This window comes from uncultured Desulfobulbus sp. (genome assembly GCF_963662935.2).
GTDB lineage: Bacteria > Desulfobacterota > Desulfobulbia > Desulfobulbales > Desulfobulbaceae > Desulfobulbus.
Window position 1 is genome coordinate 2,904,696 of the sequence record NZ_CAXXTL010000002.1, and the last position, 24,302, is coordinate 2,928,997.

General features: G+C 56.6%; 19 protein-coding genes. 15 read left to right on the forward strand and 4 right to left on the reverse strand.

The features are described from left to right. Nucleotides 1-415: 415 nt before the first annotated feature. Together ACHZCX_RS17200 and ACHZCX_RS17205 are read right to left on the reverse strand one after the other, a co-directional pair. Entirely contained in the window at nt 416-991 is a 576-nt protein-coding gene (locus ACHZCX_RS17200) for a PEP-CTERM sorting domain-containing protein (protein WP_319588428.1), read from the reverse strand. 460 nt (nt 992-1,451) lie between these two features. Then, nucleotides 1,452-2,024, reverse strand: a complete 573-nt coding sequence (locus tag ACHZCX_RS17205; RefSeq protein ID WP_319588429.1) for a PilZ domain-containing protein — start codon at nt 2,022-2,024, stop codon at nt 1,452-1,454. A gap of 757 nt (nt 2,025-2,781) precedes the next feature. Here ACHZCX_RS17205 and ACHZCX_RS17210 point away from each other — a divergent pair. From ACHZCX_RS17210 to ACHZCX_RS17225, 4 genes are all read left to right on the forward strand, one after another. Further along, the gene (locus tag ACHZCX_RS17210; protein ID WP_319588430.1) at nt 2,782-3,312 is read left to right on the forward strand and encodes a shikimate kinase; all 531 of its coding nucleotides are present in this window, start codon (nt 2,782-2,784) and stop codon (nt 3,310-3,312) included. 62 nt (nt 3,313-3,374) lie between these two features. Next, complete coding sequence (locus ACHZCX_RS17215) at nt 3,375-5,123, forward strand: hypothetical protein (RefSeq protein ID WP_319588431.1); 1,749 nt, start codon at nt 3,375-3,377, stop codon at nt 5,121-5,123. Nucleotides 5,124-5,178: 55 nt separating this feature from the next. Then, nucleotides 5,179-6,258, forward strand: coding sequence for a nicotinate-nucleotide--dimethylbenzimidazole phosphoribosyltransferase (gene cobT, locus ACHZCX_RS17220; protein WP_319588432.1), 1,080 nt, complete (start codon nt 5,179-5,181; stop codon nt 6,256-6,258). A gap of 136 nt (nt 6,259-6,394) precedes the next feature. Further along, nucleotides 6,395-6,841: a hypothetical protein gene (locus ACHZCX_RS17225; protein WP_319588433.1), complete on the forward strand. Its 447-nt coding sequence runs from the start codon at nt 6,395-6,397 to the stop codon at nt 6,839-6,841. Between the two features lie 9 nt (nt 6,842-6,850). Here ACHZCX_RS17225 and xseA read toward each other — a convergent pair whose 3' ends face one another. Further along, the gene (xseA, locus tag ACHZCX_RS17230) at nt 6,851-8,203 is read right to left on the reverse strand and encodes an exodeoxyribonuclease VII large subunit (protein ID WP_319588434.1); all 1,353 of its coding nucleotides are present in this window, start codon (nt 8,201-8,203) and stop codon (nt 6,851-6,853) included. Nucleotides 8,204-8,500: 297 nt separating this feature from the next. Between xseA and ACHZCX_RS17235 the strand changes: the two genes are divergently transcribed. From ACHZCX_RS17235 to ACHZCX_RS17245, 3 genes are all read left to right on the forward strand, one after another. Beyond that, on the forward strand, nt 8,501-9,196 hold the full coding sequence (locus ACHZCX_RS17235; RefSeq protein ID WP_319588435.1) for a tetratricopeptide repeat protein: 696 nt from the start codon (nt 8,501-8,503) through the stop codon (nt 9,194-9,196). Then, the gene (gene panC / locus ACHZCX_RS17240; RefSeq protein ID WP_319588436.1) at nt 9,196-10,056 is read left to right on the forward strand and encodes a pantoate--beta-alanine ligase; all 861 of its coding nucleotides are present in this window, start codon (nt 9,196-9,198) and stop codon (nt 10,054-10,056) included. Before ACHZCX_RS17235 ends, panC begins: the two co-directional genes overlap by 1 nt. 61 nt (nt 10,057-10,117) lie before the next feature. Beyond that, nucleotides 10,118-11,317, forward strand: a complete 1,200-nt coding sequence (locus ACHZCX_RS17245; RefSeq protein WP_319588437.1) for a DegT/DnrJ/EryC1/StrS family aminotransferase — start codon at nt 10,118-10,120, stop codon at nt 11,315-11,317. 58 nt (nt 11,318-11,375) lie between these two features. On the opposite strand, the gene ACHZCX_RS17250 is transcribed toward ACHZCX_RS17245, so the two are convergent. Beyond that, on the reverse strand, nt 11,376-12,161 hold the full coding sequence (locus ACHZCX_RS17250) for a class I SAM-dependent methyltransferase (protein ID WP_319588438.1): 786 nt from the start codon (nt 12,159-12,161) through the stop codon (nt 11,376-11,378). A gap of 127 nt (nt 12,162-12,288) precedes the next feature. Between ACHZCX_RS17250 and kdsB the strand changes: the two genes are divergently transcribed. The 8 genes from kdsB to ACHZCX_RS17290 all read left to right on the forward strand — a co-directional run bounded on the left by kdsB (nt 12,289) and on the right by ACHZCX_RS17290 (nt 24,229). Next, the gene (kdsB, locus tag ACHZCX_RS17255; RefSeq protein ID WP_319588439.1) at nt 12,289-13,053 is read left to right on the forward strand and encodes a 3-deoxy-manno-octulosonate cytidylyltransferase; all 765 of its coding nucleotides are present in this window, start codon (nt 12,289-12,291) and stop codon (nt 13,051-13,053) included. A 58-nt stretch (nt 13,054-13,111) separates the two neighbouring features. After that, nucleotides 13,112-15,463 (forward strand): gluconeogenesis factor YvcK family protein, encoded by a 2,352-nt coding sequence (locus tag ACHZCX_RS17260; protein ID WP_319588440.1) that lies wholly within the window; start codon nt 13,112-13,114, stop codon nt 15,461-15,463. Continuing rightward, nucleotides 15,460-17,220: a response regulator gene (locus ACHZCX_RS17265; RefSeq protein WP_319588441.1), complete on the forward strand. Its 1,761-nt coding sequence runs from the start codon at nt 15,460-15,462 to the stop codon at nt 17,218-17,220. Before ACHZCX_RS17260 ends, ACHZCX_RS17265 begins: the two co-directional genes overlap by 4 nt. Continuing rightward, on the forward strand, nt 17,217-17,585 hold the full coding sequence (locus ACHZCX_RS17270) for a response regulator (RefSeq protein WP_319588442.1): 369 nt from the start codon (nt 17,217-17,219) through the stop codon (nt 17,583-17,585). Before ACHZCX_RS17265 ends, ACHZCX_RS17270 begins: the two co-directional genes overlap by 4 nt. Continuing rightward, the gene (locus ACHZCX_RS17275; RefSeq protein ID WP_319588443.1) at nt 17,578-19,542 is read left to right on the forward strand and encodes a response regulator; all 1,965 of its coding nucleotides are present in this window, start codon (nt 17,578-17,580) and stop codon (nt 19,540-19,542) included. Before ACHZCX_RS17270 ends, ACHZCX_RS17275 begins: the two co-directional genes overlap by 8 nt. Nucleotides 19,543-19,612: 70 nt before the next feature. After that, nucleotides 19,613-20,620 carry a hypothetical protein gene (locus ACHZCX_RS17280; protein ID WP_319588444.1) on the forward strand — a complete coding sequence of 336 codons (1,008 nt, stop codon included), beginning with the start codon at nt 19,613-19,615 and terminating at the stop codon, nt 20,618-20,620. Beyond that, nucleotides 20,617-22,407, forward strand: coding sequence for an ABC transporter ATP-binding protein (locus tag ACHZCX_RS17285; RefSeq protein ID WP_319588445.1), 1,791 nt, complete (start codon nt 20,617-20,619; stop codon nt 22,405-22,407). Before ACHZCX_RS17280 ends, ACHZCX_RS17285 begins: the two co-directional genes overlap by 4 nt. After that, a complete protein-coding gene (locus ACHZCX_RS17290; RefSeq protein ID WP_319588446.1) occupies nt 22,400-24,229 on the forward strand; it encodes an ABC transporter ATP-binding protein in 1,830 nt (609 codons plus the stop codon). Before ACHZCX_RS17285 ends, ACHZCX_RS17290 begins: the two co-directional genes overlap by 8 nt. The last annotated feature ends 73 nt before the right edge of the window (nt 24,230-24,302 follow it).

The following is a 24,302-nucleotide window of genomic DNA, read 5'->3' on the forward strand; positions in this document are numbered from 1 at the left end:
GCAGAGTGACGGGCGTTTGCGGGAGGGCGCTGCGTGTGAGATGTTGATACTGTCCCTCGAATTCCCCGAAAGGTAAAGTCGGACCTTTGCTTACATCATTGCCGCCTGCCAAGATGGCGGAGGTGGGGCGGTGGGGTGTTTTGCAAGAGCTCCTTGACAGACGTGTAGCCCCCCTGGATGGACTGAAACGGAATCCGGGGTGAATCGGATGGTGAAAAGCTGCAGTCCGGTAACGGCGGGGGAATTGCCGGGTTTTGGATGCATCAGGGATAACTGTGTTCCCGGATTCCGCTTAAGCTCCATCCGGGCTACTCGCTACTCGCTGCGGGGATTTTCGAAGAAGGCGGCGGGACAAAGAAAAGCCCGACAGCAGACGCTGTCGGGCTTGGGTACGAAAAAACAAGAACTGAAGCGATCAGGACTTGGTGGCGGTTTTCCGGCGGCCAACAGCGGCCAAACCAGCAAGACCGGTGCCAAACAGAAGCATAGTGGTTGGCTCGGGGACAGCTGAGGGAGCTACGTCACTATTCCAGGATAGTTGGGTCCTGTTTGCGCTAACGGTTATGCTATAGGTCCAGTTACCTTGAACAGAATTTGTCGCAGCGAATGCATCAGCAAACAAAAATTCTGAAATTCTAAGCTGATAATTCCGATTCTCAGAGAGGTCACTTTGTATATAACTTGAAAGATCAAAAGGATAAAACGTGTCGTCATTACCAGCCAGTAAAGTTTCACCCGTTAGTCCTGACACATTATTTGTGAGCAAATACATTTGTGAGTCAAAACCGGTACCGCCTGTTTGATCAACGTTCATGGTGACTGTAATAGTATCCCCACCTTGTACATTGCCAACGTTGAAATACCAATCATCGATTCCATCTGAACCAGCGCCACTGAAAATATGACCAGTTCCAGTGATTGTGTTAGCAGAAGCTATCCCACCCATTCCGAGCATTGCAGCGCATACTACTACCGAAAATAATTTTTTCATCTGACCCTCCTTAAAGGCTGTTTGATGTGAAAATTTATGAACACCTTTTGTTTTGCTTATCGTATTCACGAACCATGCCTGTTTGATGGGGTTTGTGTGTGGTCAGGGGTGGTGTTCCTGGTTAATGTTATAAAAACAAGGTTTTGCATCTTTATCTGCCTGCGGCTGGAAGCCGATTTTTTCTCTTTGTCTTCGGCTTGCCCTTGTTTTGACAAGGGAACTGAAGCGTGGTTGAGAAAAAGTATCCATCCGACCTTGCCTCAATAGGGGGAATACTGGAAAAAGGTTAATTTATAAATTTAATTCAGCCTTTTAGGTCATTTTGATGATTCCGGAAATCCGGAATACGGTTGGCTGGAGGCTGTCTGGTTGCAGCTAGGGAACAGGAAAAGTTCAGAGGCAAGCGTCATTGTCGCTGCATATCCAGACAGCGATTTTGTCCGGTAGGGGTGTGATGCGGTTAGGGATGACGGGGAGGCAGGGTAGAAACAAGCCGTTCGGTAAAAACGATGCCGGCATGAAACAGGGGAGTGTTTGCAAGGGGTACGGACCAGATAACCCGACCAGTCCCTTCTATTTTGGTGGCGGTTTCGTCGACGTCCAGGGAAAAGCGGAGAGCGGTGTCAGCGGTCAGCACCTGCCGGGTGACAAAGCGAATGCCGTGCTCGCTGAGGTCAATGGTCCAGGCATCGTCTTCCCGCACACCGGGATGGTGATCCCTGCCGGTGATTTCGGAAAAACGGAAAACATGATGACTGGGAATACGGATAGAGCGGCGGCGGTTGACTGGTGACGTATCGACTCGCCCGGAGGTATCGTCAAGAGCGGTCAGCAGTTGATAGTGACGGCAACTGGGATAATGGCTGGAAAGGCAAAAAGAGACAACATGCTGTTCCACCGGGAGAAACAGGCCAACTTCAATCAGCTGACAGGTGTGGCTGGAACTGTCCCAATGGGGGCAGGCCGCTTTCTCCAACCGGTGTGCTTTCCGGGATGGCCGATCATTTTGTGGTGAAATCACATCGTTTTGCATGCGGAATAACGTGCAAAGATCAGTCCGTTTACTGTGTGTTTACCTTTTTTAACACGCGCTTTTTATCTGAGCAAGAGATACGGCGCTGTTGATGATCACTGGAATCCCCTAAAAAAACAGAGGCCCCCGCAAAGGCTCGAGATTTTTTTTTGTCCACACAGTATATAAGAACACACCTTGAGCCGGATTATCAGCGCTGGCCTTGCAGGGCAGCATGCCATGCCCTGCAACCAGTGAACAGTGAATAAAGATCCTTTTGCAAAATGAACGGTTGCAGGTTACGTCATTTCAACCGGAGGGAGAAATATGCTTGTCTTGAAGGCTGGGATTTTCGCTCTTGCTCGATATGACAACATGAATTGCCTCAGGCTCCCGAGATACGAGTGGGACGTGCGGTGTGATTTTATCATTTTGCAAGAGACTCTAAAAAGATGATTTCGAAAAAAGTTGATTCCTGTCATTTCGACGAGCACAGCGAGGAGAAATCTCATCATAATTCTAGAGATTTCTCGCTACGCTCGAAATGACACCCAAGTAGACGCAACAATTCAGGATACACATCGCGGGCATGGCCCGCTCCTACCCCAAGGGTAACGAGTTTGCGGGTAGGAGCGGGCCATGCCCGCGAACAAAGTTCAGTCTTGTGCAGCAATCTCTCCCATCCAAGATACAGGCTTTTTCGGTTGTGGCCTTTATATGACAAAACCGAGAGTTTTCCTTTTTTAAGAGTTCATCAAAACGGAAAAAGGCGGACAACGTGGCCGATAATATTATCCTGATCGGGTTCATGGGGGTGGGGAAAGGAAGAACGGCGCGGGCACTGGCGGCGGCGACCGGCCGGTTTGCGCTTGATACCGACGACCTGATCGAATCCTTTCTGAAAACGAAGATTCGTGCTTTTTTCGCCGAGCAGGGCGAACCCGCCTTCCGCCGGGTCGAGCAGCAGGCAGCCGACTGGCTGGAGCACCATGTCAACGGCAGCATTGTTTCCACCGGCGGCGGGTTTTTTATGGTGAACAATCTCAACCGGCTGGGTCGGGTCGTCTATCTTCATTCAAGCCTCAAGGGTATCCTGTCTGCCGTACAACGGCATCCGGACGCAGAGAGGAAGATCAAAAAACGCCCGCTCTTGCAAAATATGGACAAGGCTAAACAGTTGTATCGGACCCGGCTGCCGTTGTACCGTGAGGCAGCGGATATTGAAATCGACGTCGAGGGCCGGAAAGCATCTGAAATTGCTGCTGAAATCAAGGCGCTGCTCGCCAGGGATGGGGCGTGGCGAGCGTAGTTACGGCCAATGCAATCTGGTGAAGCTATTGAAAGGTTTAAGGGGACGACAGGAAGGGAAGCATGAGTGAGATTATCCGCTACGTCAAAGGCCAGGATCCGGACCGGGACGCTTGGTTGACCAATTTTTTCACCGAAAATCATCTGGCCTACGAGACCTTCCCTGATGTGGTGGCCTCGCCGGAGCAGCTCAAATTCATCGTCCATCTCGAAGACGAGCAGATCTACTATCCCTGCTCGGACGAGTTGTTTGCCGCCATCATCGAGAAACGGGCCGACACGGTGCTGACTTCGACCTACATCGGGATCTGGACCCGGCTGGAAAAATTGGTGCGTGAGGTGGTGACCGATACCTACAAGCAGCACTATCTCCTCAGCCTGCTGACCATCAAGTACAATCATGAGACCTCCCACAAGGTCCAATTGCCGGGGCGGATCGAAAAGCGATTGCTCGGTATTTTCACCACCATCAGCGAGATCGATCGGCCGCTCGCTATCGAGCGGGAACTGGAGAACAAGCGGGTGGCCGCCTTCCTCCAGTCCGAGGCTTTTGAACAGATTTTCAATTCGCCGGAAGGACTTGAAATATCGGGAGACACCACGCTCACCGATATTGATCTGCAATTGCATCTGCTGCGCCTGCGCCGTTTGCTCCTGCTCAGTTCGATGCGGCCGATCTGGCGGCAGGACCAGCCCCCGGCGAGCGACACCATCCGCCAGGTGATGAACACTCCGTTGGACACCCCGGAGTGGCAGTGGATCTGTAACTGGCTGCGGGATGTGATCGCAGGCCGGCGGCGGCCTTGTATCCTCTGGGTGGGCGGCCGTTCGGGCGAGATTGTCTTTGATCTGGCCATTCTCCGCATTTTCATGAAGATCGGCATCAAGGTGATCCTGGCGGTGAAGCAGGATTTTTACTACCACCGGGTTTCTTTTGTCGATCTTCTGGAAGACCCGACCCTAGATGAACTGCTTGAGGATGCCGACATCATCGGCGATGCCAAGATTTCAAAAAATCAACTGCTGCGCCACCTCGACAGCGACAATCGGCTCCTGGTCATCTCCGATGGCACCCGCGAACCCTTCAATCCGCTGTTGACCTCGGTCACCTATGCCCGGGCCTTCAAGGAGGCCGATTTGGTAGTATACCGCAACCCCGGTGGCCGCGAAAACATCTCCAACCATTTCCAGTTCACCCGCGATATCGTGTCCATTATCCCCGGCAACGACGGCGAGGTCGATATCCTGCTCAAACCGCATCATCCCCGGGCAGTCCGCTTCTCACGGGCGGCGCTGCGGCATAAGGCCGAGGCGCTGATCGACATGGTGAAGCGGGAAAAGACGCTGGGCAGAACCATTATGTTCTACTCGGCCATCGTCGGTTCGATCCCCGGCCAGCTCAAAACCGCCAAGGAAATCCTCAACGTCTTTGTTGAACATCTCCGCTCTTCGCTGCACGACGTGGTGATCATTAATCCGGGCGAGCATTTTGTCGAGGGCATGGACGCCGACGACATCATGTATATGTGGGAGATCTTTCAGCGTTCCGGCACGATCGATATCTGGCGTTTTCAGAGTGTCGACGACATTGTCAAATCCTTTGAACTGATGGGTAAGAAGGTGCCTCCGGAGTGGACCGGCAAGGATGCCACCTACTCCACCGGCTGCACCAAGGAGATGGAGATCGCCATGCAGATCCAAAAACAGTATCCGGAGATGCAGTTGATGGGTCCACCCTACGAAAAATTCCAGCGCCGCAAGGAATACGGAGTGGGTAAGCTCTACGACCGCACCCTTGCCGGCAGCGAATGAGGCGGGCTGTCCGTCCCGAGAGTGCACCCCAACCTCAACCCGGCAGGATGTGAGCATGGCCAACGAAAAAGCCCTCAGTTTTCTTGATACGACCTTTCGCGCAATTTATCCCCAGGACCACGAATATCGCCAATTGGCAGAGGCGAGGCTGAATCAATTGACCATGCCGCATTGGGCTCTGGGCGACCTGATGGATCTGGCCATTGATCTGGCGGGGATAACCCGGTCGATGCGGCCGCCGGTGGCCCGGAAAAAGGTGGTGGTCATGGTGGGTGATCACGGGGTGGCCGCTGAGGGTGTCTCCAACTATCCGGTCGAGGTCACGACTCAGATGGTCCATAGCTTCGTCCGCGGCGGTGCGGGGATCAATGCCTTGGCGCGGCAGGCCGGGGCCGGGGTCTGTGTGGTCGATGTCGGAGCAAAGGATGATTTCACCGAACTGGTGCGGGACGGGAAAATCATCGCTAAAAAAATCGGCCGGGGCACGGACAACATGGTCTATGGACCGGCTATGACCAGGACCCATGCGGTGATGACGGTGGAGGCCGGCATCGAGGTCGCCAACCAGCTGGCGGCGGAGGTTGACGTCTTCGGGACCGGGGATATGGGAATCGGCAACACCACGCCAAGCGCTGCCATTGCCGCGGTGTTCACCGGCAAGAAGGTTGCGGAGCTGACCGGGCGGGGCACTGGTATTGACGATGCCCGGCTGCGCCACAAAATCGAGGTGATTGAGAAGGCCCTGGCCCGCAATAAACCCAATGTCAAGGATGGGTTGGACGTGCTGGCCAAGGTGGGCGGCTTTGAGATCGGGGCCATCGCCGGTCTGGTCATCGGGGCAGCGGCCCATCGCAAGCCTGTGATTATCGACGGTTTTATCGCCACCGCCGGGGCAATGATCGCCTCAAGTTTGGAACCCTTTGTTCGCGATTATATCATCTGTTCCCACCGGAGTGTCGAGCCTGGGCATGGCGCGCTGTTGGAGAAATTGCAGCGTCGGCCGCTGCTCGATCTCAACCTCCGGCTGGGCGAGGGGACCGGAGCTGTCCTCTCCATGCATTTAGTGGAGGCGGCAGTTGCCGTTCTCACCGAAGTGGCCACCTTTGCCGAGGCTGGAGTCGCCGGACCTACCTGATTGGTTTCGGGGGTTGGCGGGGAATTTTCCAGGGTACAAAAAATTGTATTATGTGGGACTGGTTCTTGACACCGATGCTGGAGCATGTTAGTTTATAGCCATGTCTAACATGTCCCAAGTTTCCTGTGGAGAAGCGGTGAGAATTGTACTTTCAGGCATAGTGTTGTTGACGGTTTTGGTTTGCACCACCCCGTCATCATTTGCCAGTGAGGCTCAGGCAGCCCTGACCGGCAGGATACCTGTGTACCAATATGAAATTCCGGCTCAGCTGAACGCCGAAGAAAAACATTGGTTCAAGGTGTTTCAGGAAGGGAATTTTTTATCCGATGGCTGGCAGGATATTTCCACTGAGATTCTCGCAAAAACTCCGCCGGAGCAGCGGCAGGCTCAGAGAACAGCTCTGGAAAATCTGGGCAATAAAATAGGTATGGCATGGTGCCGGCCAAATGCGATCCGCAAGGTTGATTCCTCCATGCTTCAGGATTGGGGCGATATTTTGCGCAAGACAGCCCGGAAAAATCCGCAGCAGCTGGCCAAGGCCATTGCCTATATCGATCAGAAAGTCGACGCCGTTCTCAACTGATTCTCACCTTCACCTTTCCAGCGTCCCCATATCGTCACTTCGTTCCACCCGGCACACCAGTTCTCCTCGATGCAGGATGACCTGCACAGTTTCCCCTGCCCTGACTTGACCCGCCTCTGTCACAATTCGTTTTTTACTCTCGATTTTTTGGACAATTGCATATCCCCGCGCCAGGGTCGCCAGAGGACTCACCGCATGGAGAATGGCGGTAGTCCGGACAAATTGTTCGTCTTTGGCCTGGAGCCCAGACCGGGCCGCCTGGGTCAGCCGGTTATACAGTTCTTTCAGTCGCTGCTCGTGCAGGTCAATCCGGTGGGACGGATTCAACCGTTCCAGGTTCAAGGTGGCCTGATCCAGTCGGCGGCGCTGTTCGCTGAGGGTTGTTTTGAGGAATCGTTCAAGGCGAGCGGCTAAATGATCCAGCTGCAGCATGCGTCTGTCGAGGGGGTGTGGCATGGTCTCCAGCCGATGCCTGGCGAGAAGCAGTCGCTGCTCGAGTCGATCGATCTTGTTGTGCAGGGTGCGGTACATCCGTAAGCGTTGCTGGTCAATTCTGCCGAGCAAGGTGACACTATCCGGCGTCAGCAGTTCCGCAGCTCCACTGGGGGTAGGGGCGCGCAGGTCGGCGGCGAAATCGGCAATGGTGAAATCGATTTCATGACCGACAGCGCTCACCACCGGAAGGGGGGAATGGCGGATGGCCCGGGCCAGGTGCTCGTCGTTGAAGGCCCAGAGGTCTTCGGCGGAGCCGCCGCCCCGGCAGAGGACAATCACCTCCGTTGCCGCACGGGCGTTGATCTCCTCCAGGGCGCGGATCATGTCGGCCGCTGCCTGCTCGCCCTGCACGGTCACCGGATAAACCGCAATCCGGATCGACGGGCAGCGCCGGGTGGCAATACGAATGAAATCGTGTACCGCCGCTCCCTGGGGCGAGGTGACCAGGGTAATGTGGGCAGGGAAGCGCGGCAAGCCGCGTTTGAGATGCTCGTCGAACAGCCCTTCATTGGCGAGCCGCCGTTTCAGTTGCTCAAAGGCCTGCTGCAGGGCGCCAGCGCCGTGAAAGTCGATGGTGTCGACAATCAGTTGGTAGTCGCCTCTCGGTTCATAGACGGAGATCCGGCCGCGGCAGACCACATGCGCCCCGTCCTTGGGAATTTGTGCCAGGTAACGTTGCTGCATTTTGAACAGCACCGCCTTGATCTGGGCACCTGCATCCTTGAGGGTGAAATAGAAATGGCCGGAATAGGGTTTGTGCAGATTGGAGATTTCGCCGGTGACGCTGACAAAGGGAAATCGCCCCTCGAGCAGGCCGCGGATAGCACCGTTGAGCTCGGAGACGGTCAGAATCTGACGATCATCCATGGTTTTCTCCGAAACGGTGGGATAGGCAATTTGAAGAGGCGGAAGGGAGACGTGCTTGCTGGAAGGCTTTTTGCGTTGCCGTCATGGATTGCCTGATGCTTTTTTTTTCTGCCGGGTTATAATCAAAAACCCTGGCGCCAGGGCGCTAACAGCCCTTGTTCCTTTCCTTTTGCCGAATTTTTTGGGAAACTCGACTAGTAAGCATTTTTATTTACCGTTCGAGACGGCGAAGCGCAACGGTTATTGCCGGCAACCCGGTGGTCCTTTCCAACCTTGTTTTAACAGGAGCAGACAATCATGGCGGAACAGAGCGCCTTTGACCCGAAAAAAATCGAATTGCAGCCCTTGGGCCCAGCCATGGGTTTGCTGGAGCAATTCAATCTACCGCCGAAGGCCATCACCTTTATTCGAAAGAATCAACGGGCTATCTGGTCGGCCGTATCGGCGTGCGTGGTGATTGCTGTTGCCGTCTCCGCGTACACCACCTATCGCGATTACCGCGCCGACCAGGCCGCCGCCGCCCTTGACGCCGCTCTCATTGCCAAGCAGGACAAGCGGCAGGTGCTGGAAAAGGTGGTGCTGGAATATGGCTCGACCTCCTCTGGTCTCTGGGCGCAGATCGAGCTAGCCTTTCTTGAGGACAAGGAAGGACAGCGCCCCAAGGCGATTGCCCGGATGGCGGAGATCAATGCCGGACTTTCAGCAACATCGCCGCTTAAGCCATTGGTGTTGACAAACCTGGCGATATTGCACGAGAATGAGCAGCAGTTCGACAAGGCCCTGGCCCTCTACACCGAGCTGGCTGCCAGTGAAGGGTTTGCGCCCGAGGCCTACCGGGCCATGGGGCGGGTTAACGAGCAATTGGGCAAGAAGGACGAGGCCGCGGCCATGTACGGCAAATACCTCGAATCCGTCGGCGAGCAGTCGGGGCAGGGCAAGGCCGATCCAGTTCGGGAAATGGTTCAATCGAGATTTAACCAACTGAAAAAATAATGGAAATCATTCAAAACCCGGAAGCGATGAACCGTTGGTCCAGGGAGCAGGCACGCTCAGGGGCGACCATCTGTCTAGTGCCGACCATGGGTTTTTTTCACGAGGGGCACCTCAATCTCATGCGCCGGGCGGCGACGCTCTGCGACCTGGTGGTGGTCAGCCTGTTCGTCAATCCCACTCAGTTCGGGCCCAATGAAGATCTCGACAGATATCCCCGCGATTTTGAGCGCGATATGGAGCTGGTACGTCGGGAAAAGGTGGCGGCGGTCTTTGCGCCCACCCCTGAGCTGATGTATCCTCAAGGGTTCCAGACCGAGGTGCGGGTGAAGCATCTGGCCACCCATCTCTGCGGCAAGAGCCGGCCGGTCCATTTTTCCGGGGTAGCCACGGTGGTCAGCAAACTGTTCAATGTGGTGCAGCCCGATGTCGCGGTATTCGGGCAAAAAGATTTCCAGCAACTGGCAATCATCCGCCGCCTGGTGACCGATATGAACATCCCGGTCAGGATCGTCGGCCACCCGATTGTTCGGGAAGCGGACGGGCTGGCGATGAGTTCGCGCAACGCCAACCTCGACCCGGCCAACAGGGCTGCGGCACTCAGTTTGTCGACCGCCCTGCAATTGGCGCGAACGCAGGCGGAGCAAGGGCTGCGGTCAGTGGCCGTATTGGCCACCCTGCTGGAGCAGCATATTCATTCCTTTGCCGGAACAGCCATTGATTATGTCAGTTTTGTCAATTGCGAGACTTTGGAACCGATGGATGAGGTTGACGAGTGCACGGTTTTGGCCCTGGCGGTCCTCATCGACGGCAAGGTGCGGCTGATCGACAACGGCTATGTCCTGCCCCAGAAGGCGGACTGAGTGTTCGGCAACGGACGTAAGAAATTTCCGGTTTTTCATACAACAATAGAAGAGGTAGATTGTGCCCGGTTTTGAGATTTTTGGAGCAGAGGAAAAGCAGCAGGTTCTGGAAGTGCTAGAGAGCGGCGTGCTCTTTCGTTATGAGTTTGCGGCCCAGCGCAAGGAGGTGTGGAAGGTGCTCGAATTTGAGCGGGCTTTTGCCGCCTACACCGGTGCATCCCATGCTCAAGCCGTGACCTCCGGGACCGCAGCCCTCAAGGTTGCTCTGGTTGCTCTCGGTGTCGGCGCCGGGGATGAGGTCATCACCCAGGGGTTCACCTTTGTCGCCACCTGGGAGGCCATCCTTGATTGCGGTGCTGTTCCGGTCTTCACCGAGGTTGATCTGACCTTCAATATGGATCCGGCCGACCTGGAAAAGAAGATCACCCCGAAAACCAAGGCCATCATCCCTGTGCACATGATGGGGGCCCAGGCGAGGATCGAGGAGATCAAGGCCATTGCCGATCGCCACAACATCCCGGTGATCGAAGATACCGCTCAGGCGGCGGGCGGGCGGTTGCACGGACGTCATCTCGGTAGTCTTGGCGCCATCGGCACCTTTTCTTTCGACGCGGTTAAAACCATGACCACCGGCGAGGGCGGCATGTGTATCACCAGCGACCCGGTCCTATGGCAACGGATGTCCGAATACCAGGACCACGGCCATGACCATGTTCCTAATCCGGGGGGCCGTGGCGGCGAGGGCCGCCCCTTTATTGGGTTTAACTACCGGATGATGGAGATTCAGGGCGCCATTGGCCTGGCCCAGTTGGCCAAGTTGGATGGGATTGTCGCGGCGCAAAAAAACAACAAAGCCTTTTTCCGCGAAGCGGTCAGTGTGCTGCCCGGCGTCAATTTTCGCGAGATTCTTGATGCCGACGGCGATTCCGCCACCTTCCTCACCTTCATGCTGCCGGACAAGGAAAAAACCACGGCGGTCAATCAGGTGCTGCGCGATCAGGGCGTGGGCGCGGTCCGCTGGAGTGAAAACGGCTGGCATTATTATCCCAACTGGGAGCACCTGCTCGAAGGGAAAACCTACTGCCACGGCGGCTGGCCCTTCAGCGCCCATGGCAAGCGCCGGGTGGTTTATGATCCGCAGGGGTTGCCAGCCTCGGCGACAATCATTGAACGGGCTCTGACCTATCAGGTGCCTATTTTCTTGCCGGAAGAACAGAAAACAAAAATTGCGGCTGCTTTGAAAAAAGCAGCGCAGGCCTGATCCGATTTAACCTAGCACACCTCCCCTTGATTCGAGTTGCCGATTCCGGTGACCAGAATCAGGGGTTTGGAGCCTTCTTTCCCTCTCCCACATACACATCGAAACGGACTGTTTTGCCCCTCAGCGCGTAGGAGGGCAGCATCGACAACAGATGCGGCCCCTTGAGCGGTCGCTTGACCACCACTTTTTTGGGCTGTAGGGCTAGTGCCGCCTGCAGGAGGTGTTCCGGGGAGGCGGTTTTTTGGTCGAGGAGTTGCAGCAGCCGCAGTTCCTGCTTCACCTTGGCGGATTTGGTCCGCTCCGGGAACATGGGGTCAAGGTAGATGACATCCGGTTGTTCGGTAAGACCGGGGAGATATTCCAGCGCATCGCCCGCAAACAGGTATATCCTCTCTATCAGACCGGCAAGTTCGACGATTCGGCGGGCCCGGTTCAGCCCATCTTCCAGGAGGGCGGCGACAACCGGGTTGCATTCAACCATCCGCACCCGAAAGCCGGCGGCGGCAAGGAGAAAACCGTCACGTCCGAGGCCTGCGGTGGCGTCGATAAGCAAAGGTTGCGCGGTTTTTCGCACCTTGGCCGCCTGGACCAGAAGTTCCCGATGCGGATGGCGCGAGCGTCGGCGGGCAGTTGGCCCGGTAAAATCGACCCATAAGGCGCCTGGCAACTCGGGGTCGCCGGGTTTGCACAGTTCCAGCCGTTCCTGAGTGTACTGTAGCAGGAGGGTGGCGGTGAGCGGATCAGTCACCAGAGGGATGCCCAGTGAGCGGGCCAGCAGGTGCGACGGCGACGGGGTGCCGTGCGGGTCGTCGAGAACAGCCAGGGAAGGGAGGGGCGAGGACAAGGGGAAGATCCTTGGTAACCTGATGGATTTTTTGGTGATTGCCTTTTGATTGGCCGCACTGTATCATGCGGTAGGATAAAAAAGCAAACCAATGTTGCCTCCTCCGGGAGCATCCTCAGGATAACCGATGAGTACAGTTTCTCCGAAAATAGTTGCCATTATTCCAGCTCGTTATCAATCAAACCGTTTTGAAGGTAAGCCGCTGGCCCTGATTCAGGGGAAACCCATGATCCAGCATGTGGTTGAACGGGCGCGGCGGGTCGAATTGCTCTCCGATGTGGTGGTCGCCACCGACGATGAACGTATCGCCAGGGCGGTGGAAGCCTTTGGCGGCTCCTGGGTCATGACCCTGCCTGATCACGCCACCGGCACCGACCGGCTGGCCGAGGCCGCGCAGTCGCTTGCTATCTCCGATCAGGACGTGATCGTCAATATCCAGGGGGATCAGCCTTTGTTTCCGGCGGAAATTGTCGAACAGGTGGCCCGGCCGCTGATCGACGATCCCTCCCTGCCCATGTCCACCCTGATCTACAAGATTGTTCGGCCTGAGGAAATCACCGATCCCAACCACGTCAAAACCGTTTTCGACTGCCACGGCAACGCCCTCTATTTCTCCCGTTCACCGATACCTTTCCAGCGTGATCCGGGAGAAAAGGAGCAGCCAACCTATTACAAGCACCTCGGATTTTATGCCTACCGCAAAGGTTTCCTCATCACCTTTGTCGGTTTACCTGAAGGTCAGTGGGAGCGGTTTGAAAAACTCGAACAACTCCGGGCCCTGGAGTTTGGATACACCATCCGGGTGGTGCTGACCGGTCACGATTCGGTGGAGGTTGATACGCCCAAGGACTTGCTCAGGGTGGAACAACTGCTGCAAGCGGCATCGGTGTAGACACTTTTAGCCGGTCGCCGCATTTTTCTCTTTTTCTTTTTATCAGTCGCGAGACAGTATGGCCGGGCAGCAACAGCTCAAAAACCAGTTGCACATGTTAACCTCGGAGGGCTTTTCCGTCCTTGACGTCCTTCCGGAAGGGACCCTAGCGGAAAAGGTCATCTCCATTGTTCTGGGCAGCACCCCCGGCGGCTTCCCGCCGATTCTTTCTTCCCTCTTCAACAAACTTCAGCAACAAATCGAATCTCTGGATGTAAGCACCACGAAGGTGGTGGTCTTTGGGGGCGGCACCGGGCTCTCCAATATCATAGGTGGCGATTCCCGCCGGTTGGGCTGGGCCCGTAACCCCTTTACCGGTCTGAAGCAGGTCTTTCCCCAGGTCAATTCGGTGGTCTGCGTCACGGATGACGGCGGTTCGACCGGGGAGTTGCAAAAAGATCTGCCGCTTATCGCCCTCGGCGATCTCCGTCATGTCCTGATCTCATCGATTCGGCGTGAGAATCTTATTAGAACCTACGGCTTGGACCGAGCAGGGGCCCGGCGTTGCGCAGTGGCATTGCATGCCATTTTTAACTACCGCTTCATCTCCCCTCCCGTTTCGGCGGCGCAGGTGCTCCAGGATACCGGGGCAGTTCTTGCCGATCTGCCTGAGGGACTGCTTGCCTGCCTTACCGAACTGGCCATGCTGCTCTACAGCGATCCCCGCCTGAGTCCAACGCTGTACCGGCCCCAGTGCTTGGGGAATCTCCTTCTGGCCGCCGCCATCTACAAACAGTTGGACCCGGCCTTGACCTCAACCCAGTTGCTGGCCTCGCATCAGGTGGTCCGGACCGCAACGATCCGTGGGCTGGGCGAACTCTCCGCCTGTTTGGGGGTACGGCAGAATTCGGTTCTTCCGTGCACCACAACCCTGTCGCAGTTGCAGATGCTGTACGGCAACGGCGTCCTGGTCACCAGCGAATACAAATCAGGCAAGGCTCGGCGTGGTTATCCGATCGACCGGGTTATGATCGAGTTCAGCCGCAACCCCTTTCTCCAGCCCGAAGTGGTCCAGCTGGTGCAGCAGGCGGATATCATCCTCTTTGCCCCAGGCAGTTTGTACACCTCGATCATTCCCATTTTGCAGGTGCCTGGTTTGGCCGAGGCCATCCGCAAGAATGCAACGGCGCTGAAGGTACTGATCGCCAATATTTGGGTGCAGAAAGGCGAGACCGACGCCGCCCGTGACGCGCCGGACCGGAAGTTTTATGTTTCGGACTTGATCCGGGCCTATCATCGCAATATTCCCGGCGGCGTCCATGGCCTGTTTTCTCATGTGGTGGCCCTTGATATGAACGATATTCCGGGCTCGATCCTCCAGCGGTATGCGATCGAGGACAAGGAACCGATTTATATTGACCGGAACCGGGTTAGGGCACTTGGTTTCAGTTCGGTGGAGGCCAGAATTTTTGCCAACGACCAGTTGCAGCAGCGGCGGGTCATTCAGCACGACCCTGATGCCCTGGCACGGGCAATCAAGGGATTGTGGGCGCTGCAACAGGCGGGTTACCTTAAACAGCCCGCCTGCACGGAACAGTTGCCGGTTGCCGATTTTTTCTCCTTCAGCGAGTTTCAGGCCAAGCTAGCCCCCTGTCTGCGGTACGAAAAAATTCGGTCGCAGTTGCACTACCTCAGTACTGAGCTGATTGTAGCCGGATCGATGGCTATGGTCAAGATGACGGAAATGGAGCGAAAATGGCTCTTGGACCGGGTGGTGGAAATAATCTGGCTTCATCCCGACATTCCCTTGGAACATCTGCAATTCATCCGCGGCATCACCCTGGTCGAACCGGAATCGTGGAAGCGCTGTCAGGAGTGGGACAACATTTTTTCTTTTTACGATCCCGTTGATCAGCGGATCAAGATCCGCCAGGACCAGGTCGGCAACCTCAACCGCTTTGAGATGGTGTTCCTGATAGCCCTGGGACAGTCACTGCTCGGTAATTATGCCCAGGAAAAGCGAATGACCGATCTGGTTTCCGGTCAGGAGGTGGTGGGGCGGACATATCAGCTGAAAGTCCGGGGAAAGGAACAGCTGATCAGCTTTCTTGAACCCGAAGATATCGATGTCTACCTGCGACTTTCGCGGATGCATCGTTCACAGCAGGAAGAATCGGTGTACACCCGGGTGATCAATCCTGGAGAGGGATTTACGCCGCCCGGGCTCTTTTTTGGACTATTTTACGCCTGGTATCTGGACAACAGGTTTGCAGCTAACATAGAATATAAAATGTCCATCATGCGCAACGGCATCTCGGATCTGATTCCCGAGCAGGTGCGAATTGTTGATCGTCGACGCAAGACGATCAGCTTTTTTCGGGAGCGGATATTCAGGCAACGCTCCCCTTTACTTTCTGGAAAGGTGCAGTGAACGCTTCTGTGTTGATCATTTTCTGTCTTTTTTTAGCTGGTTACGCCGTCTTTTCGGTCCTGTTCTTTTTTCTTTGGATAAGGCCCCGGCTTCTCCCTGAGCCTGCCGTCGCTGCAACAGCACCGGCGGTGCCCGCTGAGGGGAGCGAAACGTTCACCAAGGAGAAAACCCATGGTGCCCAGACTTCCAACCCCGTTTTGCAACAGGCTTTGGATGAATGGCGGTATACTTTTGACGCCATCATCGACCCTGTCCTGATTCTTGACAGCGAGATGCGGATCGTCAAGGGCAACCAGGCCGCCATCCAGCTCCTCGCCACCGACGGAGCGACCATTGAGGGCAAATACTGTCATCAGCTGTTTGCCGGATCAAGCACCCCTTGTCCCTTTTGCCCCGTGCAAACAGTCCGCCTTGAAAATAAACCGCATGCCCAGGAGATCACCCATCGCTACCTTGGCCGCACCTTTGCCGTGAGTTGCTCCCCCCTGTTGGATGATGGCCGGATTGTCGGCTTTGTCTACTCCGCCAAGGATATCAGTCATCAACGCAGCCTGGAAAAGCGCCTGGTGCATGCCCACAAGCTGGAGTCCATCGCCACCCTTGCCGGTGGCATCGCCCATGATTTCAATAATATTCTCGGTGCCATTCTTGGCAACGCCGATCTGTTGCTTTACCGTCTGCCGTCAAAAGAGGGGCCGGGAGAGGCGCCTCTGGGTCCTCCGGTTCGGGTTGAAGAGATTACCGAGCATGTCCAGGCCATTAAGCGGGCCGGCACCAGGGCCAAGGATCTGGTCGCCCAGATTCTCGCCTTCAGCCGTCAGTCTTCGAACCAGCGGCGGGATCTGTTAATCGCCCCGGTGGTCAAGGAGTCCTGCCGCCTGCTGCGCGCCACCCTGCCGACAACCATTGAGATCAAGGTCGCGGTACCTGAGGGCATTGGTATGATCCATGCCGATGCCGGTCAGGTTCAGCAGGTGGTCATGCATTTGTGCACCAACGCGGCCCAGTCTTTGCCGAACAACGCCGGGGTGATCGAGATATCGTTGCGGGAGATCGAAACCGGCAAGGCGGAACAGCTCCGCTATCACGACTTGGCGCCGGGACGATATATCGTTCTGACCATCAAGGACAACGGCAAAGGCATGCCACAGGAAACGCTTGAACGCATCTTCGATCCTTTTTTTACCACCCGAGAGGTGGGCAAGGGTTCCGGCATGGGGCTGGCTGTCCTGCACGGCATCATCGTTGCCCATGACGGTGTGGTCGACGTCACCTCGGAACCGGACAAAGGGTCGGTCTTCACCGTTTTTTTCCCCCGTGTTCCCGATGCCGAAAGCGACGAAGACGATCAGGAAAGGGCCATACCCCAAGGCAGCGAAACCATTCTTTTTGTCGACGACGAGGAGGATATCGTGGGAATGCGCACTCGGATGCTTTCCCACCTGGGATACCGGGTACTGCCGGCTACCAGTCCGGAGCAGGCCTTGGACTATATTACCAGGGGAGAAGAACGGATCGATCTGCTGATTACCGACCATACCATGCCGAGGATGACCGGGTTGCAACTGGCTACCAAAATTAGCGCCACCAATCCGGATCTGCCCATCATCCTCTGTTCGGGCTACAGTGAGGCGGTGACAGTGGAAGAATCGCAACAGGCCGGGATCCGCCGCTTTTTGGCCAAGCCGGTTGACATGCGTCTGCTGGCACTTGCTATCCGGGAGATTCTGCCCAATCGTGATGGGAGAACACAATGAGAATCTTGGTCATTGACGATGACGATCAGATGCGAACCTTGCTGCGTCAGGTGATGGAGTGGGCGGGCTATGAGGTTATTGAGGCCGGCGATGGCCGGGAGGGGATGCAGAAACAGCGCAAACAGCCGGCCGATCTGGTGATCACCGATCTGATCATGCCCGAGCAGGAAGGATTGGAGACCATCACCTCGTTAAAGAAAGAGTACCCGGGGATCAAGATTATTGCTATTTCCGGTGGCGGCCGTATCGGTCCCGAGGCGTATCTGCCAGCCGCCCAGGAACTGGGGGCGGACAAGGTGTTCAGCAAACCCTTTGATGTTCGTGAACTCGCCGAAACCGTGAGGGAGCTGCTCAGCCATGAATGAAATCCAAGCGCTTGTCGTCGACAATAGCCCGGTCATTCGCAGAATTCTCAGTTATGTCCTCGAGGCCGAGGGATGCTGCGTTCAAGTGGCCGAAGACGGTTTGGAAGCCCTGGATTGTATTACCAGGCAGCAGCCTGATATTGTCTTTACCGATTTGATCATGCCGAAGATTGACGGGGAAAAACTCGGGTACATCATCCGGAATACTCCGGAGCTCAAGGAAATCTTTCTGGTTGTTCTCTCCGGTGTCGCCCTTGAGGACAACGACGCCACGGTGCGGATCGGGGCCGATGTCTGCATCGCCAAAGGCCCGGCGGCAGCGATGAAGGTGCACATCAAGGCGGCTCTTGAGCAGTTTCTGGCCAACAAGCGTGGCGGCAACGGTAGTATTCAGGGTTTGGAAGGGCTCTATCCGCGTGAAGTGACAAGTGAACTCCTGGTCAGTAAGAGGCACCGGGAGGTTATCCTTAGGAGAATGACAGAGGGCGTGGTCGAACTCAATCATCAGGGCCGGATTGTCATGGCCAATGACGCTGCGGTTGAACTGTTCGCAGAATCCGAGGCCCAGGTGTTGGGGCGCCATCTTGTCCAACTGCTGCCGCAACCCGCCCGAGAACAGATCTCGGCCTGGATGGGGCAACTCGATGTCTCCGCCAGCCTCCCCCCCCTGGTATTCTCCTATGACGAGCCGATTCTGATGGGAGAGCGACAGGTAACCTTCAATTTAGTGCCGGTCGCTGAAGGCGAGGCTTTTTTCATCATCGGCATTCTGCAGAACGTCAGCCAGCGGAAGATGCTGGAGCAACGCCAGCGGCAACTGGAAAAAGAGTTGCAGCGCATCCGTAAACTGGATGCCATGTCTTTGATGGCCAGTGGTATATCGCATGATTTTAACAACTTGCTCACTATTATCAGCGGCAATGTCGAGATGGCCCGTTACATCAGCCGCGACGAAAACGTCAGTCAGTTGCTGGGTGAATCGACCAAGGCGCTTAATTTGACCGCCCAGTTGATTCGTCAGTTCACCACATTCTCCGACAATTACCTGCCGCAGAAATCGCAGGTGCGGCTTCGGGCCCTGATCGATGAGGTTCTGTTTCGGGAATTGACGGCCACCGGGATCGGCTATCGTCTCGAGTGCAGCGATGATGAACCCGACATGACCGTTGATCCCCATCTCATTAGCCAGGTCTTTGCCAACTTGACCATGAATGCGCTTGATGCCATGGGGGGGGCGGGACGCATTGAGGTGACTGTCGACCGGGTGGACGGCAAAGAGGAGGCGGCGAGCACCGGCCAGTCTCTTCCGGGCGGGGAACTGGTCCGGATCGTCTTCAGCGATTCCGGTCCCGGCATTGCCCCCTCCATTGTGGAGCAGGTTTTTGACCCCTATTTTTCGACCAAGCAGAAGGGAGCCCAGAAGGGGATGGGGCTCGGCTTGACCATTGTGCATGCCATTGTCAAAAAACACGGCGGAACGGTATGGATCGAATCGCCTCTAACCGGAGGCTGCACGGTCATTTTGTATTTTCCTTTGCAGGGGGCGTTGGTCGTGAATCCCAACCACCGTGTCCCAAAGGGGCAGGGACGCCAGATTCTGGTCATGGATGACGAAGAGATGATGCGGCTGATCAATAAAAAAATGTTTGAGCATTTTGGCTGCACGGTCACTTTGGCGACCACCGGGCAAGAGGCTGTTGACCTCTACCGGAAGAAATGCGCAAACGGCAAGAGGTTCGATTTGGTGCTGCTCGACCTGCGGGTGGATGGCGGCATGGGTGGCCTGGAGGCGGCCGACAAAATCGCGGCCCTGGACCCGGAGGCGGCCATGGTCGCCATCAGCGGCGACAGCGGTAACGAGGTGATACGCTATTATACCGAGCATAATTTTGTCGCCGCCCTGGCCAAACCTTTTTCCATCGATGCGGTTGAGGATCTTGTGAACCGTTTCCTTTGAGTTGCCGGCCGAAACCGGGTATATTTGCGCTTTACTTCTCCCCGATCCATTTCTCTGAGTTTGTCCCTCTATGTATCTTGCCCGAAAGGAGATGGGTTCCCGGCAGTCGCAGTATGTTCTCCGGGAATCCTACCGTAGCGGCGGCATCCTCTATTCCCGCGAACTTGCTGAATTGGGCCGAGATCCCGGCCGTTTTATTGTCTACAGTGGCGAATCCTCGTTTCATATTGATGAGGATTTTCTTGGCCGCCTGCGTCTGCAGGGGGTGTCCGCCCCCTATGGAGAACTTGAAGAGCTGTTGTTTCCATTTATCGACCCCTACATCAAAAATAGGCTGCAACCGTTTCGCAACCGGCATACATACCGCAACTGGCAGCGGGCGGATGAGGCCTTGCTTGGCCGGGCGCTCAACGAGACCCATGTCATGGACCGGAGACGGATTCATTTCCTCCGGATGGGGCGGACTTCGGCGGAAACCGTCGAAAAGACCTCGGCCCTCTACATTGTCCTGCTCGACAAAAGCCGGGATGAAATCGAGCAGATGATTCTGGAACGCGAACAAGCCCTGCCGCCCCGCGATTATCAGAGTTATCTTTTTACCATCTTCGATTTGCAGCGTTTTTTTCATGAGAGCTATGCCCACTCCATTCCCCAGGCGCTTAACCGGGAACGGCTGGACACCTTTTTTGTCGAGGAGATCTGCCGCTTGGCCGCGGATCGCGATTTTTGGCAAGGGTTTACCCAAAACGGCCGCCTGCCGTACTCCTTGGTTCGCTATCTGATCATGTATTTCGACGCTCCCCCGGAAGACCCGGCAATCTGGTCTCGCTTTTCCCGTTCCCAGCGGTCCCGGCGTTTCCATCGCAGCAGCTACGCCGATGGCGAGAGGATGACGCGAACCCAGGCGTTCACCATTTTTGAGCTCAGCAGCGAGCAGTTGGCGGGTATGCGTAAAAAAGATCTCACCCGGATCTACCGGCAAAAAGCTCATGAGCTCCATCCGGACAAAGGCGGCGATACCGAGCAGTTTATCCGTCTGACCGCCGCCTACGAAGAACTCTTGCCTTCCCTCCCATGACCATCTCTCCTGCCGGCGCCAATTCCGGTCCTACTCGGGATCAGAGGCAAGAGGCCACCCTCGCCGCCCTGCTTCGCCTGCTCCGCCCGATTTTCAGGACGCATTGGCTGCGGCTTGCCTGCGGTTTTTTGGCCCTGGTGGTGGTCGATTTTCTCCAACTGATCATTCCCCGTTTTGTCAAATCGGCGGTGGACTCGCTCTCCGCCGGCACCGCCACCTCGCCGCTGCTGCTTGAGCTGAGCCTGTACGTCCTTGTGGTGGCGGTGGTAGTGGCGGTGCTCCGTTTCCTTTGGCGCTTTCTGATTATCGGGTTTTCCCGGATTCTGGAAAAGAAGCTGCGCGACCGGCTTTTTGATCATGTGTTGCGCATGGACCAGCCTTTTTTTGAGCGGTGGACCATCGGCGATCTCATGGCCCATGCCAGCAACGATCTGGCAACGATTCAGATGGCCTGCGGCATGGGGCTGGTGGCGGCGGTGGATGCCCTGGTGATGTCGTCGGCGGCCCTGGGGTTTATGCTGGCGATCAACGTCAAGCTGACCCTGATTGCGCTCTTGCCGATGCCGCTTCTGATTGTCTGTACCCGCATTCTTTCCGGTCGGCTCCACCACCGGTTCAACCTGGTGCAGGAACAGTTTTCCCTGCTCACCGAATTTGCCCGCGCCACCCTGGTATCGATCCGGCTGATCAAGGCCTACACCCTGGAGCGGTTGCAGGAAGGGCGGTTCCGTGCCCTGGGCGAGGCCTATGTGCAGAGCAACCTCAAGGTGGCCGCCATCCAAGGACTGCTCTTCCCCATCGCCACCCTGGTGGGCAACATCGGCATGTTGCTGCTGCTCTATTACGGCGGCGCCCTGGTCATCGACGGCGGGATCACCATCGGTTCGTTTGTCGCCTTTGTCAGCTATCTCTACATGCTCATCTGGCCCATGATGGCGGTCGGCTGGGTTGCCAACCTCGCCCAGCGGGGCATCACCAGTCTGCGCCGGATCCATCATCTGCTTGACCAGCAGCCGGTGGTCAGCATTGGGCCAACCTTGACCCTTCCCCAGACTCCAACGACCAGCTATGTCTGCAGGCATCTGAGTTTTACCTATGGGGCGGCTGTCCGTCCGGCCCTCACCGACCTCAACCTGGAGATCGGGCCCGGCCTGGTCGGTATGGCGGGCCGCACCGGTTCGGGTAAGTCGACCCTGTGCAAGCTGCTGCTGAGAATGTATCCGGTGGCGGATGGCAGGCTTTTTTTCCGGGGTATGGACGTCAACCGTCTCTCCCAGGCCGATGTGCGTGGTTGCATCGGTTATGTCGGCCAGGAACCGGTGGTTTTTGCCGACACCATCGCCGCCAACATTGCTCTGGGGAGGATTGATGCGACCATGGCCGAGATCGAGGCGGCCGCCAGGGCTGCGGCCATTGATGCCGATATTGCCGGTTTTGCCGAAGGGTACCAATCGATCATCGGCGAGCGGGGGGTGAAGCTCTCCGGCGGGCAGCGGCAGCGTCTGGCCCTGGCGCGGGCCCTGCTCTGCGACCGGCCCCTGCTGATCATCGACGACGCCCTGTCCGCTATCGATGTCGAGACCGAACAGCAGGTGCTGCAGGGCATTCTCTCCACCCTCAAGGGGAAATCGGTGCTGCTCATCTCCCACCGGGTCAATGTCCTGCGTCATGCCGACCGGATCGTCCTGCTCGATCAGGGGCGGATCGTCGATGAGGGGCGGCACGAGGATCTGCTGGCCAACCCCTTTTATCGTGTTATGGCGGAGAAACAACAGAACCATGCATAATTTCGGCTATTCGGAAGAGGGGAAGGTTGGTTCCGTTAGCGATGCCCGGCTCTGGCAGCGGATACTCGGGTACTGCCGGGGTCATGCTCTTGGCCTGGCCGGGGCGGTGCTGCTGTCCCTGGTTGTCACCGTTGCTACACTTGGTCTACCCCGGCTGATGCAACTGGGGATCGATCACTACATTGTGACTGACGCCTTGAGTGGTCCGGAGCGGATTGCCGGACTCGGCCGGGTGACGGTGCAATACGGGCTCCTGGTCGTGGTCATTTTTTTGGTTACCTTCTGCCAGGTGGTCATGCTCGAGTGGATCGGCCAGTCGGTCATGCACCGTTTGCGCCAAGACCTTTTTGCCCATCTGTTGACCCTGGATCTCCGCTATTTCCACAATCAGCCGGCTGGCCGTCTGGTCACCCGCTTGACCAATGATATCCAGAACATGCACGAGATGTTCACCTCAGTAATGGTCAGCCTGTTTAACGACGGTCTCAAGCTGGTGGGCATCTTCTGGTTTCTGGCCCTGATGAATGGGCGCCTGGCCCTGGTGATGGCAGTCTTCGTCCCTTTGGCCACAGTGACCACCCTGGTGTTTTCCCGCTTTGCCCGCGAGCAGTTTCGAGCCATTCGCTCGCAGATGGCCAAAATCAACAGCTTCCTTGCCGAATCACTGGCCGGGGTTGCCGTGATCCAGAGCTTCGGCGGCCAGGAGCGGAGCAGCCGCACCCACAGCGACCTGACCCAGGGGTACCTGTTGCGCTCCTTCAGCCAGATCAAAGTGTTCGGGGCCTTTATGCCGCTGACCGAACTGATGAGCTCCGCAGCCATTGCCCTGATCATCTGGTACGGCGGTGGCGAGGTCATCCGGCAGCACCTGACCATCGGCGAACTGGCGGCCTTTATCTCGTACATGCGGCTCTTTTTTCAGCCGTTGCGCGAGCTTTCCCAAAAATACAGCATCGTCCAATCGGCCATGGCCTCGGCGGAGCGCATCTTTCAGACCCTGGACACGCATTCCGCCATGGCAGTGCTTGCCCCGGGGCATGCGACTGAGACGATGCTCACGGGCGGGGCTATAGAGTTCAGGGGGGTGAGTTTCGGTTATGAACCGGGCCAGTTGATCCTCAAAGACATCAATCTGACCATCGCCCCAGGCGAGACAGTCGCTCTGGTTGGAGCCACCGGCGCCGGCAAGTCGACCCTGATTTCTCTTTTGGTGCGCTTTTATGATCCAATAACGGGAGAGGTGCGGATCGACGGCCAGGATGTCCGCCAGATTCCTCTTGAGGTCCTGCGGCGGCGGGTCGGCATTATCATGCAGGATATTTTCATCATGCCGGATACGGTACGGGCTAACGTCATCCTCGACCAGGAACGGGATGAGGAGCGGTTGGCCGCTATTTTGACCCGGACCGGCTTAAACGCCTTTATCGGCCGACTGCCCCAGGGGCTGGACACTCGCATCGGCGAAGGGGCCCTCAGTCTCAGCCTCGGGGAAAAGCAGTTGCTTTCCTTTGTCCGCGCTCTGTACCGAGACCCCGCCATTCTGGTGTTAGATGAGGCCACCGCCTCGATCGACACCGAATCGGAGAATATGCTGGAGCAGGCCATTGAGGCCGGTTTCCACGGCCGCACCTCGCTGGTCATCGCTCATCGACTCTCCACCATTCGCCGGGCGGACCGGATCCTCGTCATGGATCAGGGGCAAATTGTCGAGCAGGGGAGCCACGAGGAACTGATGGGCCGTGAGAGCCTCTACCGCAAGTTGGTGCAGATGGATCTTCGGTTTGAGGAGTCAGCGTTCCGGAAGGAGGAGAAGAAAGAATAGCTCTACAAACTTGGTTGGAATAGAATTGTCGACCCAGTTTGCTTATCGATTGCCGCCAAGAAATGCCCCGCCG

What these genes read in the sequence shown, in the direction of transcription:
- ACHZCX_RS17200 (WP_319588428.1), bottom strand. Translation starts at nt 991, where the DNA reads ATGAAAAAATTATTTTCGGTAGTAGTATGCGCTGCAATGCTCGGAATG.
- ACHZCX_RS17205 (WP_319588429.1), bottom strand. Translation starts at nt 2,024, where the DNA reads ATGCAAAACGATGTGATTTCACCACAAAATGATCGGCCATCCCGGAAA.
- ACHZCX_RS17215 (WP_319588431.1), top strand. Translation starts at nt 3,375, where the DNA reads ATGAGTGAGATTATCCGCTACGTCAAAGGCCAGGATCCGGACCGGGAC.
- cobT (WP_319588432.1), top strand. Translation starts at nt 5,179, where the DNA reads ATGGCCAACGAAAAAGCCCTCAGTTTTCTTGATACGACCTTTCGCGCA.
- xseA (WP_319588434.1), bottom strand. Translation starts at nt 8,203, where the DNA reads ATGGATGATCGTCAGATTCTGACCGTCTCCGAGCTCAACGGTGCTATC.
- ACHZCX_RS17235 (WP_319588435.1), top strand. Translation starts at nt 8,501, where the DNA reads ATGGCGGAACAGAGCGCCTTTGACCCGAAAAAAATCGAATTGCAGCCC.
- panC (WP_319588436.1), top strand. Translation starts at nt 9,196, where the DNA reads ATGGAAATCATTCAAAACCCGGAAGCGATGAACCGTTGGTCCAGGGAG.
- kdsB (WP_319588439.1), top strand. Translation starts at nt 12,289, where the DNA reads ATGAGTACAGTTTCTCCGAAAATAGTTGCCATTATTCCAGCTCGTTAT.
- ACHZCX_RS17260 (WP_319588440.1), top strand. Translation starts at nt 13,112, where the DNA reads ATGGCCGGGCAGCAACAGCTCAAAAACCAGTTGCACATGTTAACCTCG.
- ACHZCX_RS17270 (WP_319588442.1), top strand. Translation starts at nt 17,217, where the DNA reads ATGAGAATCTTGGTCATTGACGATGACGATCAGATGCGAACCTTGCTG.
- ACHZCX_RS17275 (WP_319588443.1), top strand. Translation starts at nt 17,578, where the DNA reads ATGAATGAAATCCAAGCGCTTGTCGTCGACAATAGCCCGGTCATTCGC.
- ACHZCX_RS17280 (WP_319588444.1), top strand. Translation starts at nt 19,613, where the DNA reads ATGTATCTTGCCCGAAAGGAGATGGGTTCCCGGCAGTCGCAGTATGTT.
- ACHZCX_RS17285 (WP_319588445.1), top strand. Translation starts at nt 20,617, where the DNA reads ATGACCATCTCTCCTGCCGGCGCCAATTCCGGTCCTACTCGGGATCAG.
- ACHZCX_RS17290 (WP_319588446.1), top strand. Translation starts at nt 22,400, where the DNA reads ATGCATAATTTCGGCTATTCGGAAGAGGGGAAGGTTGGTTCCGTTAGC.